This is a genomic window from Oceanithermus desulfurans, assembly GCF_014201675.1.
Classification (GTDB): Bacteria; Deinococcota; Deinococci; order Deinococcales; family Marinithermaceae; genus Oceanithermus; species Oceanithermus desulfurans.
Genome location: NZ_JACHEZ010000003.1, coordinates 267,418 through 282,371, shown reverse-complemented (window position 1 = coordinate 282,371; position 14,954 = coordinate 267,418). Strand labels below are relative to the sequence as shown.

15 protein-coding genes are annotated in these 14,954 nt (G+C 67.2%); 12 read left to right on the top strand and 3 right to left on the bottom strand.

What is annotated here, in order from left to right; all coding sequences use genetic code 11:
* The first annotated feature begins 14 nt into the window (after nt 1-14).
* The 6 genes from HNQ05_RS05515 (at nt 15) to ppsA (ending at nt 7,578) form a co-directional block, all read left to right on the top strand.
* Nucleotides 15-1,304, top strand: a complete 1,290-nt coding sequence (locus HNQ05_RS05515; RefSeq protein WP_183677643.1) for an ABC transporter substrate-binding protein — start codon at nt 15-17, stop codon at nt 1,302-1,304.
* A 61-nt stretch (nt 1,305-1,365) separates the two neighbouring features.
* Nucleotides 1,366-2,286, top strand: coding sequence for a carbohydrate ABC transporter permease (locus HNQ05_RS05510; RefSeq protein WP_147146492.1), 921 nt, complete (start codon nt 1,366-1,368; stop codon nt 2,284-2,286).
* Nucleotides 2,286-3,131, top strand: a complete 846-nt coding sequence (locus tag HNQ05_RS05505) for a carbohydrate ABC transporter permease (RefSeq protein WP_147146494.1) — start codon at nt 2,286-2,288, stop codon at nt 3,129-3,131. Before HNQ05_RS05510 ends, HNQ05_RS05505 begins: the two co-directional genes overlap by 1 nt.
* A 12-nt stretch (nt 3,132-3,143) precedes the next feature.
* A complete protein-coding gene (locus tag HNQ05_RS12325; RefSeq protein ID WP_147146496.1) occupies nt 3,144-4,115 on the top strand; it encodes a Gfo/Idh/MocA family protein in 972 nt (323 codons plus the stop codon).
* Nucleotides 4,115-5,113, top strand: a complete 999-nt coding sequence (locus HNQ05_RS05495) for a Gfo/Idh/MocA family protein (protein WP_147146498.1) — start codon at nt 4,115-4,117, stop codon at nt 5,111-5,113. Before HNQ05_RS12325 ends, HNQ05_RS05495 begins: the two co-directional genes overlap by 1 nt.
* Nucleotides 5,114-5,169: 56 nt before the next feature.
* Nucleotides 5,170-7,578 (top strand): phosphoenolpyruvate synthase, encoded by a 2,409-nt coding sequence (gene ppsA / locus HNQ05_RS05490; protein ID WP_147146500.1) that lies wholly within the window; start codon nt 5,170-5,172, stop codon nt 7,576-7,578.
* A 45-nt stretch (nt 7,579-7,623) separates the two neighbouring features.
* Here ppsA and HNQ05_RS05485 read toward each other — a convergent pair whose 3' ends face one another.
* From HNQ05_RS05485 to rplM, 3 genes are all read right to left on the bottom strand, one after another.
* On the bottom strand, nt 7,624-8,418 hold the full coding sequence (locus HNQ05_RS05485) for an undecaprenyl-diphosphate phosphatase (protein ID WP_147146502.1): 795 nt from the start codon (nt 8,416-8,418) through the stop codon (nt 7,624-7,626).
* An 87-nt stretch (nt 8,419-8,505) separates the two neighbouring features.
* Complete coding sequence (gene rpsI / locus HNQ05_RS05480; RefSeq protein WP_443093796.1) at nt 8,506-8,892, bottom strand: 30S ribosomal protein S9; 387 nt, start codon at nt 8,890-8,892, stop codon at nt 8,506-8,508.
* A 5-nt stretch (nt 8,893-8,897) separates the two neighbouring features.
* Nucleotides 8,898-9,332, bottom strand: a complete 435-nt coding sequence (gene rplM, locus HNQ05_RS05475; protein ID WP_147146506.1) for a 50S ribosomal protein L13 — start codon at nt 9,330-9,332, stop codon at nt 8,898-8,900.
* Nucleotides 9,333-9,451: 119 nt separating this feature from the next.
* On the opposite strand from rplM, the gene HNQ05_RS05470 reads away from it, so the two are divergent.
* The 6 genes from HNQ05_RS05470 to HNQ05_RS05445 all read left to right on the top strand — a co-directional run bounded on the left by HNQ05_RS05470 (nt 9,452) and on the right by HNQ05_RS05445 (nt 14,940).
* On the top strand, nt 9,452-9,751 hold the full coding sequence (locus HNQ05_RS05470) for a 4a-hydroxytetrahydrobiopterin dehydratase (protein WP_246104097.1): 300 nt from the start codon (nt 9,452-9,454) through the stop codon (nt 9,749-9,751).
* A 172-nt stretch (nt 9,752-9,923) separates the two neighbouring features.
* Nucleotides 9,924-11,114, top strand: coding sequence for an argininosuccinate synthase (locus tag HNQ05_RS05465; RefSeq protein WP_147146511.1), 1,191 nt, complete (start codon nt 9,924-9,926; stop codon nt 11,112-11,114).
* Between the two features lie 2 nt (nt 11,115-11,116).
* On the top strand, nt 11,117-12,523 hold the full coding sequence (gene argH / locus HNQ05_RS05460) for an argininosuccinate lyase (protein WP_183677641.1): 1,407 nt from the start codon (nt 11,117-11,119) through the stop codon (nt 12,521-12,523).
* Nucleotides 12,520-13,059, top strand: coding sequence for an N-acetyltransferase (locus HNQ05_RS05455; protein ID WP_147146523.1), 540 nt, complete (start codon nt 12,520-12,522; stop codon nt 13,057-13,059). Before argH ends, HNQ05_RS05455 begins: the two co-directional genes overlap by 4 nt.
* Before the next feature lie 3 nt (nt 13,060-13,062).
* The gene (carA, locus tag HNQ05_RS05450) at nt 13,063-14,229 is read left to right on the top strand and encodes a glutamine-hydrolyzing carbamoyl-phosphate synthase small subunit (RefSeq protein ID WP_147146525.1); all 1,167 of its coding nucleotides are present in this window, start codon (nt 13,063-13,065) and stop codon (nt 14,227-14,229) included.
* 411 nt (nt 14,230-14,640) lie between these two features.
* A complete protein-coding gene (locus HNQ05_RS05445) occupies nt 14,641-14,940 on the top strand; it encodes a cupin domain-containing protein (RefSeq protein WP_147146527.1) in 300 nt (99 codons plus the stop codon).
* Nucleotides 14,941-14,954: the final 14 nt, after the last annotated feature.

The following is a 14,954-nucleotide window of genomic DNA, read 5'->3' as shown; positions in this document are numbered from 1 at the left end:
GAAAGGAGAGGTGTATGTTGAAGCGATTGACCCAGGTATTCGCGCTGGCCGCGCTGCTCGCGGCGACCTTCTTCGGGGGCGCCTTCGCCCAGAAGCTGGTCATCGAGAGCTGGCGCACCGATGATCTCAAGCTCTGGAAGGACGTCATCATTCCCGCTTTCAACAAGCATTATCCCGACATCGAGGTCGTCTTCGCGCCCACCGCACCGGCGGAGTACAACGCCGTCCTCGACAGCAAGCTGCAGGCGGGCACCGCGGGCGACCTGATCACCTGCCGGCCCTTCGGCAAGTCGCTCGAGCTCTTCAACAAGGGCCACCTGGCGCCGCTAGGCGACCTGCCGGGCATGGAGAACTTTACCGACTTCGCCAAGGTGGCCTGGACCACCGACGACGGCGCGACCACCTACTGCGTCCCCATGGCCTCGGTGATCCACGGCTTCCTCTACAACAAGGACCTCTTCGCCAAGTACGGCTTCCAGCCGCCCAAGACCTACGAGGAGTTCATGGACCTGCTGGCCCAGATGAAGAAGAAGGCCCCGGCGCTGGCGCCGCTGGTGATGGGTACCAAGGACCAGTGGGAGGCCGCCACCATGGGCTGGCACAACATCGCACCCAACTACTACGGGGGCGAGGCGGGCCGCCGCGCCTTCCTGGCCGGTAAGGAGGGCTTCCACACCGACGGCTTCCTCGAGGCCTACAAGGCGCTGGCCCAGTGGGCGCCCTACCTGCCGCGGGGCTACAAGGCCGTCAGCTACTCCGACGCCCAGCAGCTCTTCACCCAGGGCCGCGGCTTCATCTACCCCGCGGGCTCGTGGGACATCGGCGTCTTCCGCCAGATGAACCCCAAGCTCAACATGGGCGCGTTCAAGGCTCCCCCGCCCGCCGGCGCGAGCAAGAGCTACATCAGCGACCACCAGGACATCGCCCTGGGGCTCAACCCGGCCAGCAAGAACCCGGAGGCGGCGAAAAAGTTCCTTTCCTGGCTGACCACCCGCGAGTTTGCCGAGCTCTACGGCAACGCCCTCCCGGGCTTCTTCCCGCTGCACAACTACGACATCACCATTACCGATCCGGTGGCCAACGAGTTCCTCTCCTGGCGTCAGACCAGCGAGGGCACCTTCCGCATGACCTACTACAAGCTCTCCGACCAGAAGCCCGACGCCGAAACCGACCTGTGGACGGCCTCGGTCAACATCCTCAACGGCAAGATGCAGCCGGAGGAGGCCGCGAAGTGGATGGAGTGCCGCCTGGCCTCCTGGTACGGCCCGCACAAGCACTTCGCAAGCGAACTCAACTGCAAGTAGAGCCACGCCGCGGGGAGGCCGAAGCCTCCCCGCACCCTTTCGCGGGTCCGGAGCCTGGAGCATGAGGCGAAAACCTTTTCCCTGGCACATCACCGTCTTTCTCGCCCCGGCGGTCGTCGTCTACACCGTCTTCATGATCTACCCCATGTTGGCGTCGTTGAAGTTTTCGCTCTACCAAACCGCAGAAGGGGGTCGGCAGGTCTTCGTGGGCCTGGGCAACTACGTCCGTCTGCTCACCGACCCCATTTGGAACGAACCCTTTTGGAACGCGTTTTGGAACAACGTCGTCTTTTTCGTCATCCACATGACGCTGCAGAACCCGATCGGCCTCTTCCTGGCGGTGCTGCTGGCCGCGAACATCCGCGGAGCCTGGATCTACCGCACCATCATCTTCACCCCCACGATCCTCTCGGTGGTGCTGATCGGCTTCGCCTGGAAGCTGATCCTCAGCCCCACCTGGGGCATCTGGTTCCCGCTCCTCGACCGGCTGGGGCTCGGGGACAACGAGGTGGCCATCGCCCTGTTGGGCAACGAGTCCTCGGCGCTGATCACCCTCTCGCTCATCTCGGTCTGGCAGAACATCGGCATCCCCATGATGCTCTTCCTGGCCGCGCTCATCCGCATCCCCCACGAGCTCATCGAGGCCGCCCAGGTGGACGGCGCGGGCAGCTGGCGCATCTTCTGGCGCATCCAGTTTCCCCTGATCGTGCCCACCGTGGGCATCGTCGCCATCCTCACCTTCATCGGCAACTTCAACGCCTTCGACCTCATCTACGCCACCCAGGGGGCGCTGGCTGGGCCCGACTTTTCCACCGACATCATGGGCACCTTCTTCTTCCGCACCTTCTTCGGCTTCCAGCTGCGGCCGGGCGACCCCAACATGGGCGCGACGGTGGCGGGGATGATGCTGCTCATCATCCTGGTCGGCGTACTCCTCTACCTCTACGGCTGGCAGCGGCGCATGGAGGAGGTGCAGTTCTGATGACCGGCGTCCGTTACCGCTGGCTTCGCTTCTTCAAGCTGGGCGGCATCCACGCGACCCTGCTCGCCTACAGCGCGCTCGTGCTCTTCCCGATCCTGCTCGTCTTCATGAACTCCTTCAAGGACCAGATGGCCATCTTCGGCGAGCCGCTCAAGCCGCCCACCCCCGCGACCTTCTCGGTCGACGGATACAAGACGCTGTTTGAGATCGCCAACTTCCAGCACTACTTCCTCAACAGCCTGATCGTCACCGTGGCCTCGCTTCTGCTCATCGTCTTCCTGGGGGCGATGGCGGGCTGGGCGCTGGCGGAGTACCGCTTCCGGCTCAACACCTTCATGGCCATCTACCTGGCGCTGGGCATCATGGTGCCGATCCGCCTGGGCACGGTGGGCATCCTGCGCCTGATGGCCGACTGGAACCTGGTCAACACCCTGGCGGCGCTGATCTTCGTCTACACTGCGATGGGGTTGCCGCTCTCGATCTTCATCCTCAGCCGCTTCTTCGCCCAGCTGCCGCCCGACTTCAAGGACGCCGCCCGCATCGACGGCGCCAGCGAGTACCGCATCTTCACGCTGGTGCTGCCGCTGGTGCGCCCGGCGCTGGGCACGGTGGCCGCGATCAGCATGATCCCCGTTTGGAACGATCTCTGGTTCCCGCTCATCCTGGCGCCCTCGGAGGAGACGAAGACGATCGTGCTGGGAGCGCAGGTCTTCCTGGGCCAGTTCCTTAACGACTGGCAGGCGGTGCTGGCGGCGCTGAGCCTGGCGATGATACCGGCGGTGCTCCTGTACATGCTCTTTTCCAAGCAGCTCATCCGCGGGCTGACCGCGGGGGCTGTGAAGTAAGGAGGTGCAGCGGTGAGGATTGGCATCGTGGGCGTTGGAACCATGGGGCGGGTGCACGCGGAGGCCTACCGGCGCATCGGTGCGGAGCTGGTGGGCGCGTACGACCCGAACCCGGAGAAGCTGGCCGAATTCGTAGCCCGGTTCACCGTGGATCCGTTTCGCAGTTACGAGGAGCTGCTTCTGCGCGTGGATCTGGTGGACGTGACCGCGCCGACCTTTGCGCACGAGGAGCTGGCCGTACGGGCGCTGGAGGCGGGCAAGGACGTGATCTTGGAAAAACCGTTGGCGCTCGACGCGGCGTCGGGGCGGCGGATCCTTGAGGCGGCACGGACCAGCGGCCGGCGGCTCTTCGTCGCCATGGTGGTGCGCTTCTTCCCGCAGTACCGCCGCGCCGCGGAGCTGGCGCGCAGCGGCCAGCTGGGCCGCGTCGGCGTGGTGCGGTTGAAGCGGGTCCTCTTCCTGCCGGGACCCGGCTGGTACCGCGACCCGGAGAAGTCGGGGGGGATGCCGGTTGACCTGATGATCCACGACCTCGACTACGTCCGCTGGCTGCTCGGCGATCCGGCGCGCGTCTTCGCCCGCCGCAGCCCGCCGGTGGAGGGGGAGGTGCTCGAGCACGTCCAGGCCGTGCTGGGGTACGCGGACGGCCGCATGGCCTTCGTGGAGGGGGGCTGGGCCTACCCCTCGGGGTACTTCCGCACCGCCCTCGACCTGGCCGGGGACCGCGGTCTGGCGGAGTGGAGCTCGGACCAGCCGCCGCCCCTGGGCACCCTCTTCCCCAAGGACGAGCCGGCGCCCGAGGTGGGCCTGCCGATGGCGGGGCTCGAGGAAGATCCCTACGAGCTCGAACTGCGGCACGCGCTCGAAGCCCTCGAGCGCGGCAAGCCCTTCGAGGTCACCCCGGAAGATGCCCTGGCGGCGCTCGAGCTGGCGCTCGCGGTGCGCCACAGCGCGCGCACCGGGCGCGTGGTGGAGGTGGCCTGATGCGGATCGGCATCCTGAGTTTCGCGCACCTGCACGCCGAAGGGTACGTGCAGAACCTGCGGCGCATCTCGGGGGTCGAGGTGATCGGCTTCTCCGACACCGACCCCGAACGCGGCCGCCGCTTCAGCCAGGCCTACGGCCTGCGCTGGTTCTGGACCCACGAGGACCTGCTCGCCGAGCACCCCGACGCGGTGATCGTAACCTCGGAAAACGCGCGCCACCGCGAGCTCGTGGAGCTCGCCGTCCGCTCGGGGGCGCACGTGCTCTGCGAGAAGCCCATCGCCACCCGCACGGAGGACGCCCTGGCGATGAAGGCGGCCGTGGAGGCGGCCGGGGTGTCGTTCATGACCGCTTTTCCCATGCGCTTCTCGCCGGCCGTCGAGGCCGCGCGCGCGATGGTGGCCGAGGGGGCGCTGGGCCGGGTGCTGGCCGTGGTGGGCGTCAACCACAGCGAGAGCCCCAAGCGCCACCGCGCCTGGTTCGCCGAGAAGGCGCTCGCGGGGGGCGGCGCGACGATCGACCACACCGTGCACCTGGCCGACCTTTACCGCTGGATCTTCGGCGTCGAGGTGGCCGAGGTGACGGCCGAGATCTCCAACCCCTTCGACCCCGAGGTGGACGTGGACACCGCCGGACTGCTGCTGCTCAAGCTGGAGAACGGCGTGCCGGCGAGCATCGACGCGAGCTGGAGCCGTCCGCCCAGCTACCCGCGCTGGGGGCACCTCAAGATGGAAATCGTCGGGGAGAAGGGCACGCTCGTCCTCGACGCCTTCGCGGGCCACCTGCACGTCTGGCGCCGGGGGCAGGAGCGGGCCTACGAGTGGCTGGGTTTCCATCCCGACCCCAACCAGGGCATGCTCGAGGCCTTCGTGGACAGCGTGCGCAACGGAACGCCGCCCCCGGTGAGCTGGCGCGACGGCTACGAGGCGCTGCGGGTCGTCCTGGCCGCCTACCGCTCGGCGGAGCGGCACGCTCCGGTGGCGCCCGGCGATCTTTAGTCGACTTAGGACATTATTCTTGCTTGTCCTCTACTAAAATCAGGGTGGAGGTCGAGATGAAATGGGTCAAGTGGTTCTCCGAAGTGGGCATCCACGACGTGCCCCTCGTGGGGGGCAAGAACGCCTCGCTGGGTGAGATGCTGCGCACCCTGGGGGAGGTGGGGGTCCGCGTCCCCGACGGGTTCGCCGTCACCGCGGAGGCGTACCGTTACTACCTGCGCTCAGCCGGGCTCGAGGACAAGATTCGGGCGCTGCTCGACGGGTGGGACCGCTCCGACCCCGCCGACCTGATCCGGCGCGCCCGGCGCATCCGCAACATGATCGTGCGCGCCGAGTGTCCGGAAGACCTGCGCCGGGAGATCGCCGAGGCCTACGCGGAGCTCTCGCGCAAGTACGGCACCGATGAGGTGGACGTCGCGGTGCGCTCCAGCGCGACCGCCGAAGACCTGCCCACGGCCAGCTTTGCCGGCCAGCAGGACACCTACCTGATGGTGCACGGTGAGGCCGAACTGCTGCTCTCGGTGCGCCGCGCCTTCGCCAGCCTCTTCACCGCCCGCGCCATCAGTTACCGCGAGGACATGGGCTTCGACCACTTCAAGGTGGCCCTCTCGGTGGGCGTGCAGAAGATGGTGCGCTCCGACCTGGCCTCGAGCGGCGTGATCTTCACCCTCGACACCGAGACCGGCTTCCGCGACGTGGTGCTCGTCACCTCGATCTGGGGCCTGGGCGAGAACATCGTCCAGGGGCGGGTGGTTCCCGACGAGTTCTACGTTCACAAGCCGACGCTGCGCAAGGGCTTCCCCTCGCTCGTCTGGAAGAAGCTGGGCGCCAAGGAGTTCAAGCTCGTCTACGACGAGCAGAAGCAGCGCCTCAGCAACCAGCCCACCCCCAGGGACGAACGCGAGCGCTTCTCGCTCGAGCCGGACGAGGTGCTGCAGCTCGCCCGCTGGGCCGTAGCCATCGAGGATCATTACTCCAAGGTCCACGGCGAACCCACACCGATGGACATCGAGTGGGCCAAGGACGGCCTTTCCGGCGAGCTCTTCATCGTGCAGGCGCGCCCCGAGACGGTGCACAGCCAGCGCAAGGGCCTCAAGTTCACCGTCTACGAGCTGAAGGAGAAGGGCAAGGTGCTCGTTCGCGGCCTGGCCGTGGGCGAAAAGATCGCCAGCGGCAAGGTGCGCGTCATCACCGATCCCAACAAGATGGACGAGTTTCAGCCGGGTGAGGTGCTGGTCACCACGATCACCGACCCCGACTGGGAACCCATCATGAAGGAGGCCGCGGCGATCGTCACCGACCGCGGCGGCCGCACCTCGCACGCCGCCATCGTCGCCCGGGAGCTGGGGATTCCCGCGGTCGTCGGATCCGAAAACGCCACCCGGGTCCTCAGGACCGGGCAGGAGGTCACGGTCTCCTGCGCCGAGGGCGAGGACGGCCGGGTCTACGAGGGCCGGCTCGCCTTCGAGGTGCACGAGGTCGACCCCGAGACGCTGCCCAAGCCCGAGCGAACCCGGATCCTGCTCAACGTCGGCAACCCCGAGCTGGCCTTCAAGCTCGCCCAGTATCCGGTGGACGGCGTCGGGCTCGCGCGCATGGAGTTCATCTTCGCTTCCTGGATCCGGGTGCACCCGCTGGCGCTGACCCGCTACGATCAGCTGCCCATCCGCGTCAAGCGGCAGGTGGACGAGCTGACGCAGGGGTACCCCACCAAAGAGGAGTACTTCATCGACAAGCTGGCCCAGGGGATCGCGGTCATCGCCGCGGCCTTCTACCCCCGCGAGGTCATCCTGCGCTTCTCCGACTTCAAGACCAACGAGTACGCCCACCTGCTCGGCGGCGAGCTCTTCGAGCCCCGTGAGGAGAACCCGATGCTGGGCTGGCGCGGGGCCAGCCGCTACTACCACCCCGACTACAAGGAAGGGTTCCTGCTCGAGCTGGCGGCGGTCAAGCGGGTGCGCGAGGACATGGGCCTCGACAACCTCAAGGTGATGGTGCCCTTCTGCCGCACCCCCGAGGAGGGGCGGCAGGTGCTCAAGGTGATGCGCGAAGGCGGGCTCGAACCGGGGAAGAACGGGCTCGAGGTCTACGTCATGGCCGAGATCCCCTCGAACATCTGGCTGGCCGACGCCTACGCCGACGTCTTCGACGGCTTCTCGATCGGCTCCAACGACCTGACCCAGCTCACCCTCGGGGTGGACCGCGACTCCGACCGCATCGCCGCCCTCTTCGACGAGCGCAACGAGGCGGTCAAGCGCTCGGTCGCGCACCTGATCGAGCGCGCCCACGCCCACGCGCCGCGCCGCAAGGTGGGCATCTGCGGGCAGGCGCCCAGCGACTACCCCGAGTTCGCCGCCTTCCTGGTGGAGAAGGGGATCGACAGCATCAGCCTCAACCCCGACGCCGTGCTGCGCACGATGAGCCGCGTCGTCGAGATGGAGCAGAAGCTGAAGGCGCGCGGCTAGTCGCGCGCCGCCGGACGAACGGGCCGCGAGCAGCGGCCCGTTCGGCTAACGCAGGGTGAAGAGCGTCCAGGCGGCCAGCGCCCAGACGTAGGGGGCGAACCAGCGGAACTGGCCGCGCCGGAGGATGCCGAAGAGCCAGAGCATGGCCAGGTAGCCGCTTACGAAGGCGGCAGCGATCATGGCCAGCACCGGCGCCGCGTCCACGCCGTCGGGCAGGCCGTCCTTCAGGCCCAGCAGCATCACCCCGAAGCTCGCCACGCTGTACATCAGGAAGCTCAGCTTGGCGGCCATCACCGGCGAGAGGCCCAGGTGCAGGAAGGCCGCAATCGTGCTGCCGCTGCGGGAGACGCCGGGCAGGATGGCGAGGCTCTGGGCCAGCCCGCCCAGGAAGGCGTCCTTGTACGCGATGCGATCGGCGGTATCCTTACGACCGCCGGCGGGCGTCGTCCAGAGGATGACGCCGGTGAGCAGCAACCCGAAGCTGACGAAGACGGGGTTGTTGATGCGCTCGAAGATGTCCTTGAGCGCCAGCCCCACGACCAGCGCCGGCAGGCTGGCCACCAGGATGAGGAGCGCCAGCTTCCACCCCTCGCTCTCCCGGGCTTCGCGCCGCGCCAGCCCCGCGAAAAAGCCGGTGAGTGCCTGGGCGATCTCGCGGCGCATCAGCAAGAGCGCCGCCAGGAAGGTTCCGGTGTTCGAGGCGATGTCCACCCAGAGGGGTAGGGCCTGGCCGCCGAAGAGGTAGTAGTCCGCGAGCACCAGGTGGCCCGAGCTCGAGACCGGTAAGAACTCGGTGAGCCCTTGCACGACGCCCAGGACGATGGCACGAAAAAGATCCATACCCACGCAGTCTATCAGGAGCGCAGCGGTGCGGCGGCCCAAAGAAGAAGGCCGCCCGGTGGGCGGCCCTTCGGATGCACAAGCGGGCTAGCGCTTGGAGTACTGCGGCGCCTTGCGGGCCTTGTGCTTGCCGTACTTCTTCCGTTCGACCTCGCGGGCGTCGCGGGTGAGGAAGCCGGCCTTCTTGAGGCTCACGCGCAGCTCGTCGTCGTACTGCACGAGGGCGCGGGCGATGCCCATCTTGATGGCGTCGACCTGGGCCGACTTGCCGCTGCCCTTGACGGTGATGAGCAGGTCGAACTGCCCTTCCTTGTTCACGTGGCGCAGCGGGTCGAGGGCGGAAGCGGCCTTGATCAGCCCGCTGAAGTAGTCTTCGAAGGGCTGACCGTTGACGGTGACCTGCCCCTTGCCCGGGCGCAGGAAGACGCGGGCCACGGCGGTCTTGCGACGACCGGTGCCGTAGAACTGTTCGATCGCCATTACTTAACCTCCAACTCGATGGGCTCGGGCTTCTGCGCCGCGTGCGGGTGCTGCGCGCCGGCGTAGACCTTGAGCCGCTTGAGCATGCGGCGGCCCAGCGGGCCCTTGGGCAGCATGCCCTTGACGGCGTGCTGAAGCACGCGTTCGGGGTGGCGCTTGAGCATCTCCGCCACCGGGATGCGTTTGAGGCCGCTGGGGTAGCCCGAGTAGCGGGTGTAGGTCTTCTGCTGCAGCTTGTTGCCGGTGAGGTGCACCTTCTCGGCGTTGATCACGACCACGAAGTCGCCGCTGAGCATGTTGGGCGTGTACTCCGGCCGGTGCTTGCCGCGCAGAATCTTGGCGATCTCACTGGCCAGTCGCCCCAGCGTTTTCCCCTGGGCATCGACCAGAACCCACTTGGGTTCGATTTCTTTGGGTACGTACGTCTTGTGCACGCCTCTCCTCCAGATTGGCTCTTGCGGAATTCGCTGCACAGGGGGGATCGGGGCGGGGCCCCCTTGCAGGATGCCAGCGAGCAGTATAGCACAGGCGCGGGGGGCGTACAATGGTGCCCATGGAGAAGCGCTGGTCGGAAGAACAGATTCGCCACGCCCTCGAGGGGCTGGAAGGATGGCGCTACGACGACGGGCGGATCGAGCGCGTCTTCGAGTTCGCCACCTACGCCGACGGCGTGGCCTTCGCCACCCGCATCTTTCTGCTTTCCGAAAAACAGAACCACCATCCCGACGCGGTCTGCGTGCTCTGGAAGAAGGTGGGGGTGGCCTACACCACCCACGACGTCGGAGGAGTCACGGAGCGCGACCTCAAGGCCGCGACGATGATTAACCTGCTCTACCAACGCTTCAACGACTGAGCGCGCGGCTACGGTGCGGCGGTTGACGCGCCGCGGACGCGCCCGTATACTTATGCACGAGATGAAGCGCCGCGCTCGACGACTGCACTAGCACGGAAGGGGACAAGCGCCTTTGGGTGGGGCTTGGCCCCACCTTTCTTCTGCGGACGCGGTGTGAATCGAGGTGACGTGAATGAAAGTCGTTTTGGCCTACTCCGGCGGTCTGGACACCAGCATCATCCTCAAGTGGTTGATCGAAGAACGCGGTGCCGAGGTCGTTGCCTTCACGGCCGACATCGGCCAGGGCGACGAGGTGGAGGAGGCGCGCGAGAAGGCGCTGGCCACCGGCGCCAGCAAGGCCATCGCCCTGGACCTGCGCGAGGAGTTCGTGCGCGACTTCGTCTTTCCCATGTTCCGCGCCGCCCCGCTCTATGAGGGCTACTACCTGCTCGGCACCTCGATCGCCCGCCCCCTGATCGCCAAGTACCTGGTGCAGATTGCCGAGCAGGAGGGCGCCGAGGCCATCAGCCACGGCGCCACCGGCAAGGGCAACGACCAGGTGCGCTTCGAGGTGACGGCTTACGCCCTCAAGCCCGACATCAAGGTCATCGCGCCCTGGCGCGAGTGGTCGTTCACCGGCCGCAGCGAGATGATCGACTTCGCCGAGAAGCACGGCATCCCCGTGGTCCAGACCCACGCCAAGCCCTACTCGATGGACGCCAACATGCTCCACGTCTCCTACGAGGGCGGCATCCTCGAAGATCCCTGGGCCGAGCCTCCCGCCGAAATGTTCTTGCTAACCAAGAACCCCGAGGAGGCGCCCGACGAGCCCGAGTACGTGGAGATCGAGTTCGAGCGGGGCGACGCGGTGGCCGTGAACGGTGAGCGGCTGTCGCCGGCGGCGCTGCTCGCCCGGCTCAACGAGATCGCCGGACGCCACGGCGTGGGGCGGGTGGACCTGGTGGAGAACCGCTTCGTGGGCATGAAGTCGCGCGGCGTCTACGAGACCCCGGGCGGCACCCTGCTCTACCACGGTCGCCGGGCGGTGGAGAGCCTGACGCTCGACCGCGAGGCGCTGCACCTGCGCGATCAGCTCTCGCCGAAGTACGCCGAGATCGTTTACAACGGCTTCTGGTTCTCGCCCGAGCGGGAAGCGCTGCAGGCGCTCTTCGACGAGGTGGCCCGGGCGGTCAGCGGCACCGCCCGCCTCAAGCTCTACAAGGGGGGCGTGACCGTCGCCGGCCGCAAGTCGCCGGTGAGCCTCTACGACCAGAAGCTGGTCAGCTTCGACGAAGAGGGCGGCTACGACCAGCACGACGCCGAGGGCTTCATCAAGCTGAACGCCCTGCGGCTTATGGCCCGGGCCCGGGCGCAGAAAGGCTAGCGATGGCTGGGGAAGGTTCGAAGAAGCTCTGGGGCGGCCGTTTCGCCGTCGAGACCGACAAGCTGGCCGAGGCGTTCAACAACTCGCTCGGCTTCGACCGGCGGCTCTGGCGCGAGGACCTGGACGGCAGCCGCGCCCACGCCCGGATGCTGGCGAAGCAGGGCATCCTGAGCGAAGAAGAAGCGCGGACGATTCTCGAGGGGCTCGACCGGATACAGGAAGAAATCGAGGCCGGCACCTTCCCCTGGCGCGACGAATACGAAGACGTTCACATGAACATCGAGGCGCGGCTGACCGAGCTGGTGGGCGAGGTGGGGGGCAAGCTGCACACCGCCCGCAGCCGCAACGATCAGGTGGCCACCGACCTGCGCCTCTGGCTGCGCCGCGCCCTGGGGGAGGCCGTGGACGCGCAGCAGCAGCTGGCGCGGGTGCTGGTCGCCGAGGCCGAGCGTCATCTGGAGCCGCCCGTCATTTTGCCGGGCTACACCCACCTGCAACGCGCCCAGCCGCTGCTGCTTTCGCACTGGTTCATGGCCTACTACGAGATGCTCGCGCGCGACACCACCCGGGTGCTCGACGCGCTCTTCCGCATGGACGCGTCGCCCCTGGGGGCGGCGGCGCTGGCGGGGACGAGTTTTCCCATCGACCGCCATTTCACCGCCGAGCAGCTGGGTTTCTCGGGGCCGATGCGCAACAGCCTCGACGCCGTGGCCAGCCGCGACTTCGTGCTGGAGGCGCTCTCGGCGGTGGCCATCGGCCAGCTTACGCTCTCGCGCCTAGCCGAGGAGCTGGTGCTCTACTCGAGCTTCGAGTTCGGCTTCGTCACCCTGCCCGACGCCTTCGCGACCGGCAGCTCGATCATGCCGCAGAAGAAGAACCCCGACATCCCCGAATTGATTCGCGCCAAGGCGGGGCGAACGATCGGCGATCTGGTGACGCTGCTCACGGTGGTCAAGGGCCTGCCGCTGGCCTACAACAAGGACCTGCAGGAGGACAAGGAACCGGTCTTCGATGCGCTGGATACTTATACATCCTCCCTCAAGCTGATGGCGGCGCTGCTCCCGGGGCTCGTGTGGCACCCGGAGGTTACGAAACGGGCGGCGGCGGGCGGCTTCGCCCTGGCCACCGACCTGGCCGACTACCTGACCCGCAAAGGCCTGCCCTTCCGTCAGGCGCACGCGGTCGTGGGCCGGATCGTCCGCAAGCTGCAGGAAGAGGGTCGCGACCTGGACGACCTTAGCCTGGAGGAGCTGCGTTCCTTCAGCGACCGCTTCGACGAGGACGCGCTCACGCTGCTTTCGGTCGAGGGGTCGGTGAGCAGCCGCGACGTCTTCGGCGGCACCGCGCCCGAGCAGGTTAGGGCGCGGATCGCCGAAGCCAAGAAGGAGTTGGAGGAGGACGGGTCATGATGAAGCTGGAGCTCAAGTCCGCCGAGCTGCCCGAGGTGGACCCGATGCTCGAAACCAACCTGCGTAAGGCGCGGCTCAGCGACGTGGACCAGATCTTCGAGCTCATCAAGTACTGGGCCGAACAGGGGTTCATGCTGGTGCGCAGCCGCAGCCAGCTCTACGAGAACATCCGTGACTTCTACGTGGTCGAAGACGCCGACGGCCACATCGTCGGCACCGTGGCTTTGCACGTGCTCTGGGCCGATCTGGCCGAGATCCGCAGTCTGGCGGTGCACCCCGCCCGTCAGGGCCAGGGGCTGGGGCGCTGGCTGGTGCTCGCCAGCGAGCGCGAGGCGCGCGACCTGCACGTGCCCAAGGTTTTCACGTTCACCCTGCAGGACGGCTTCTTCCGCAAGCTGGGTTACCAGGACATCCCCCGCGAGGACCTGCCCCCCAAGGTCTGGGTGGAGTGCGCCGACTGCCCCTTCCAGGACAACTGCCACGAAATCCCCCTGATCAAGCACTTGTCCGGAGTGAACGGAAAAGGTAGCGTGTAGCCAATGCACGAACGCGCCATCCTGGTTCTCGAAGACGGCACCTTCTACGAAGGGTACGCCTTCGGCCACCCTGGCAAGATGCCCGGCGAGGTGGTCTTCAACACCTCGATGACAGGTTACCAGGAGATCCTCACCGACCCCAGCTACCACGGCCAGATCGTGGTCATGACCTACCCCCAGATCGGCAACTACGGGGTCAACGTCTACGATATGCAGTCGAACCGGCCCTGGGTGCGCGGATTCGTCGCCCGCGAGTTCAGCCGCGTCGCCTCGAACCACCGGGCTCACCAGACCCTCGACGAGTTCATGAAGGACTACGGGGTGGTGGGGATCCACGGCGTGGACACCCGGGCGCTGGTGCGCAAGATCCGCGAGGGCGGGGTGATCAAGGGCGTCATCGCCCACGGCAGCCAGTTCTCGGGGCCCGACCACCGCTTCACCCGCGAGGAGATCGAACGGCTGGCCTTCGAGGCGGGGGCCTGGATCGACATCGACGGCCGCGACATGACCCCCGAGGTGACCACGCCCATTCCCTACGCCTACCCGACGCTCAAGAGCGGCAAGCGGATCGTGGTCATGGACTTCGGCATCAAACACGCCATCGTCGAGCAGCTGGCGGCGCACGGGGCCGAGGTGATCGTGGTTCCGGGGAAGAGCTCGCCGGCCCAGATCATGGCCCTGCAGCCCCACGGCCTGCTCGTTTCCAACGGCCCGGGCGACCCCGAGATGCCCACCTACGCCCACGAGTCCCTGTGGAAGCTGATGGGCCTGCTGCCCACCTTCGGGATCTGCCTGGGGCACCAGCTTTTGGCCCTGGCCGCCGGCGGGCGCACCTTCAAGATGAAGTTCGGCCACCGCGGGGCCAACCACCCGGTCAAGAATCTGCTCGACGGCAGCATCGAGATCACCAGCCAGAACCACGGTTACGCCGTGGACCTGGACAGCCTGCGGGAGTTCAAGCCCACCCACGTCAACCTCAACGACGGCACGCTCGAGGGCATGGCCCACGAGCGCTACCCCGTCTTCTCGGTGCAGTACCACCCCGAGGCCAGCCCCGGCCCCCACGACTCGCGTTACCTGTTCAAGCGCTTCCTCGACGAGGTGGACGCCTTCCACGGCGAGGTGGGGGTGCCGGTGGAGAAGCAGCGGACGGATCCGTTCGGGGTTTAGGGTGCGGGTGCCCTGTGCGGGCTACGCTGCGCGCGGTGGGCGGTGCAACGTAGGGGCGGACCCGCGGGTCCGCCCCTACGATTCGCGGAAAGCGGCGGCAGGGAAGTTTGCGGCTCGTGGCCTGTAGCCCGTGGTGTGCCTATCCACGGCGACAGAATTTCGTCCGCTTGCCCAGCGAAGACCCCGTTCCGCGGTGGCAAACGCCGCCCCGCCCGGGGATACGGGAAAAGCAGGAGGTAGGAGGTGGGGTGGCCTTGAAATTTCCGCGGGCCATCTCGATGGCGGCCCTACATGAAACGCAACCTTTCCGCCTTCTACTTCCCCCGTCCCCTCTCCCACTTCTGCCTCCGCATCGGCGGTGCCGCGGCTTATGCGCGTGACGGGTAAGGGATACTGGTGGGGGAGGGGCAGATGGAAATCATAGACGCGAACGAAGTTGCCGGCGCGCAGGCGCGCAAACTGTACGACCATCCGCAGGGGCAGGCGCTCCTGGTGGAGCTGGAGCCGGGCGAAGCGCTGCGGCGCCACACCGCCCCGGTGGACATCTTCATCTACCTGCTGGAGGGCGAGGGCGTGGTGCAGGTTGGCGAGGCGTCGGCCCGGGTGCGACCCGACCTGTTGATCCCTTGCGCCGCCGGCGTGCCGCACGCGCTCGAGAACACCGGCGTGGGGAGGCTGCGCGCCCTGGTGGTGAAGCTGGGTTCGAAGTAGCGGAGGCGCGGGGG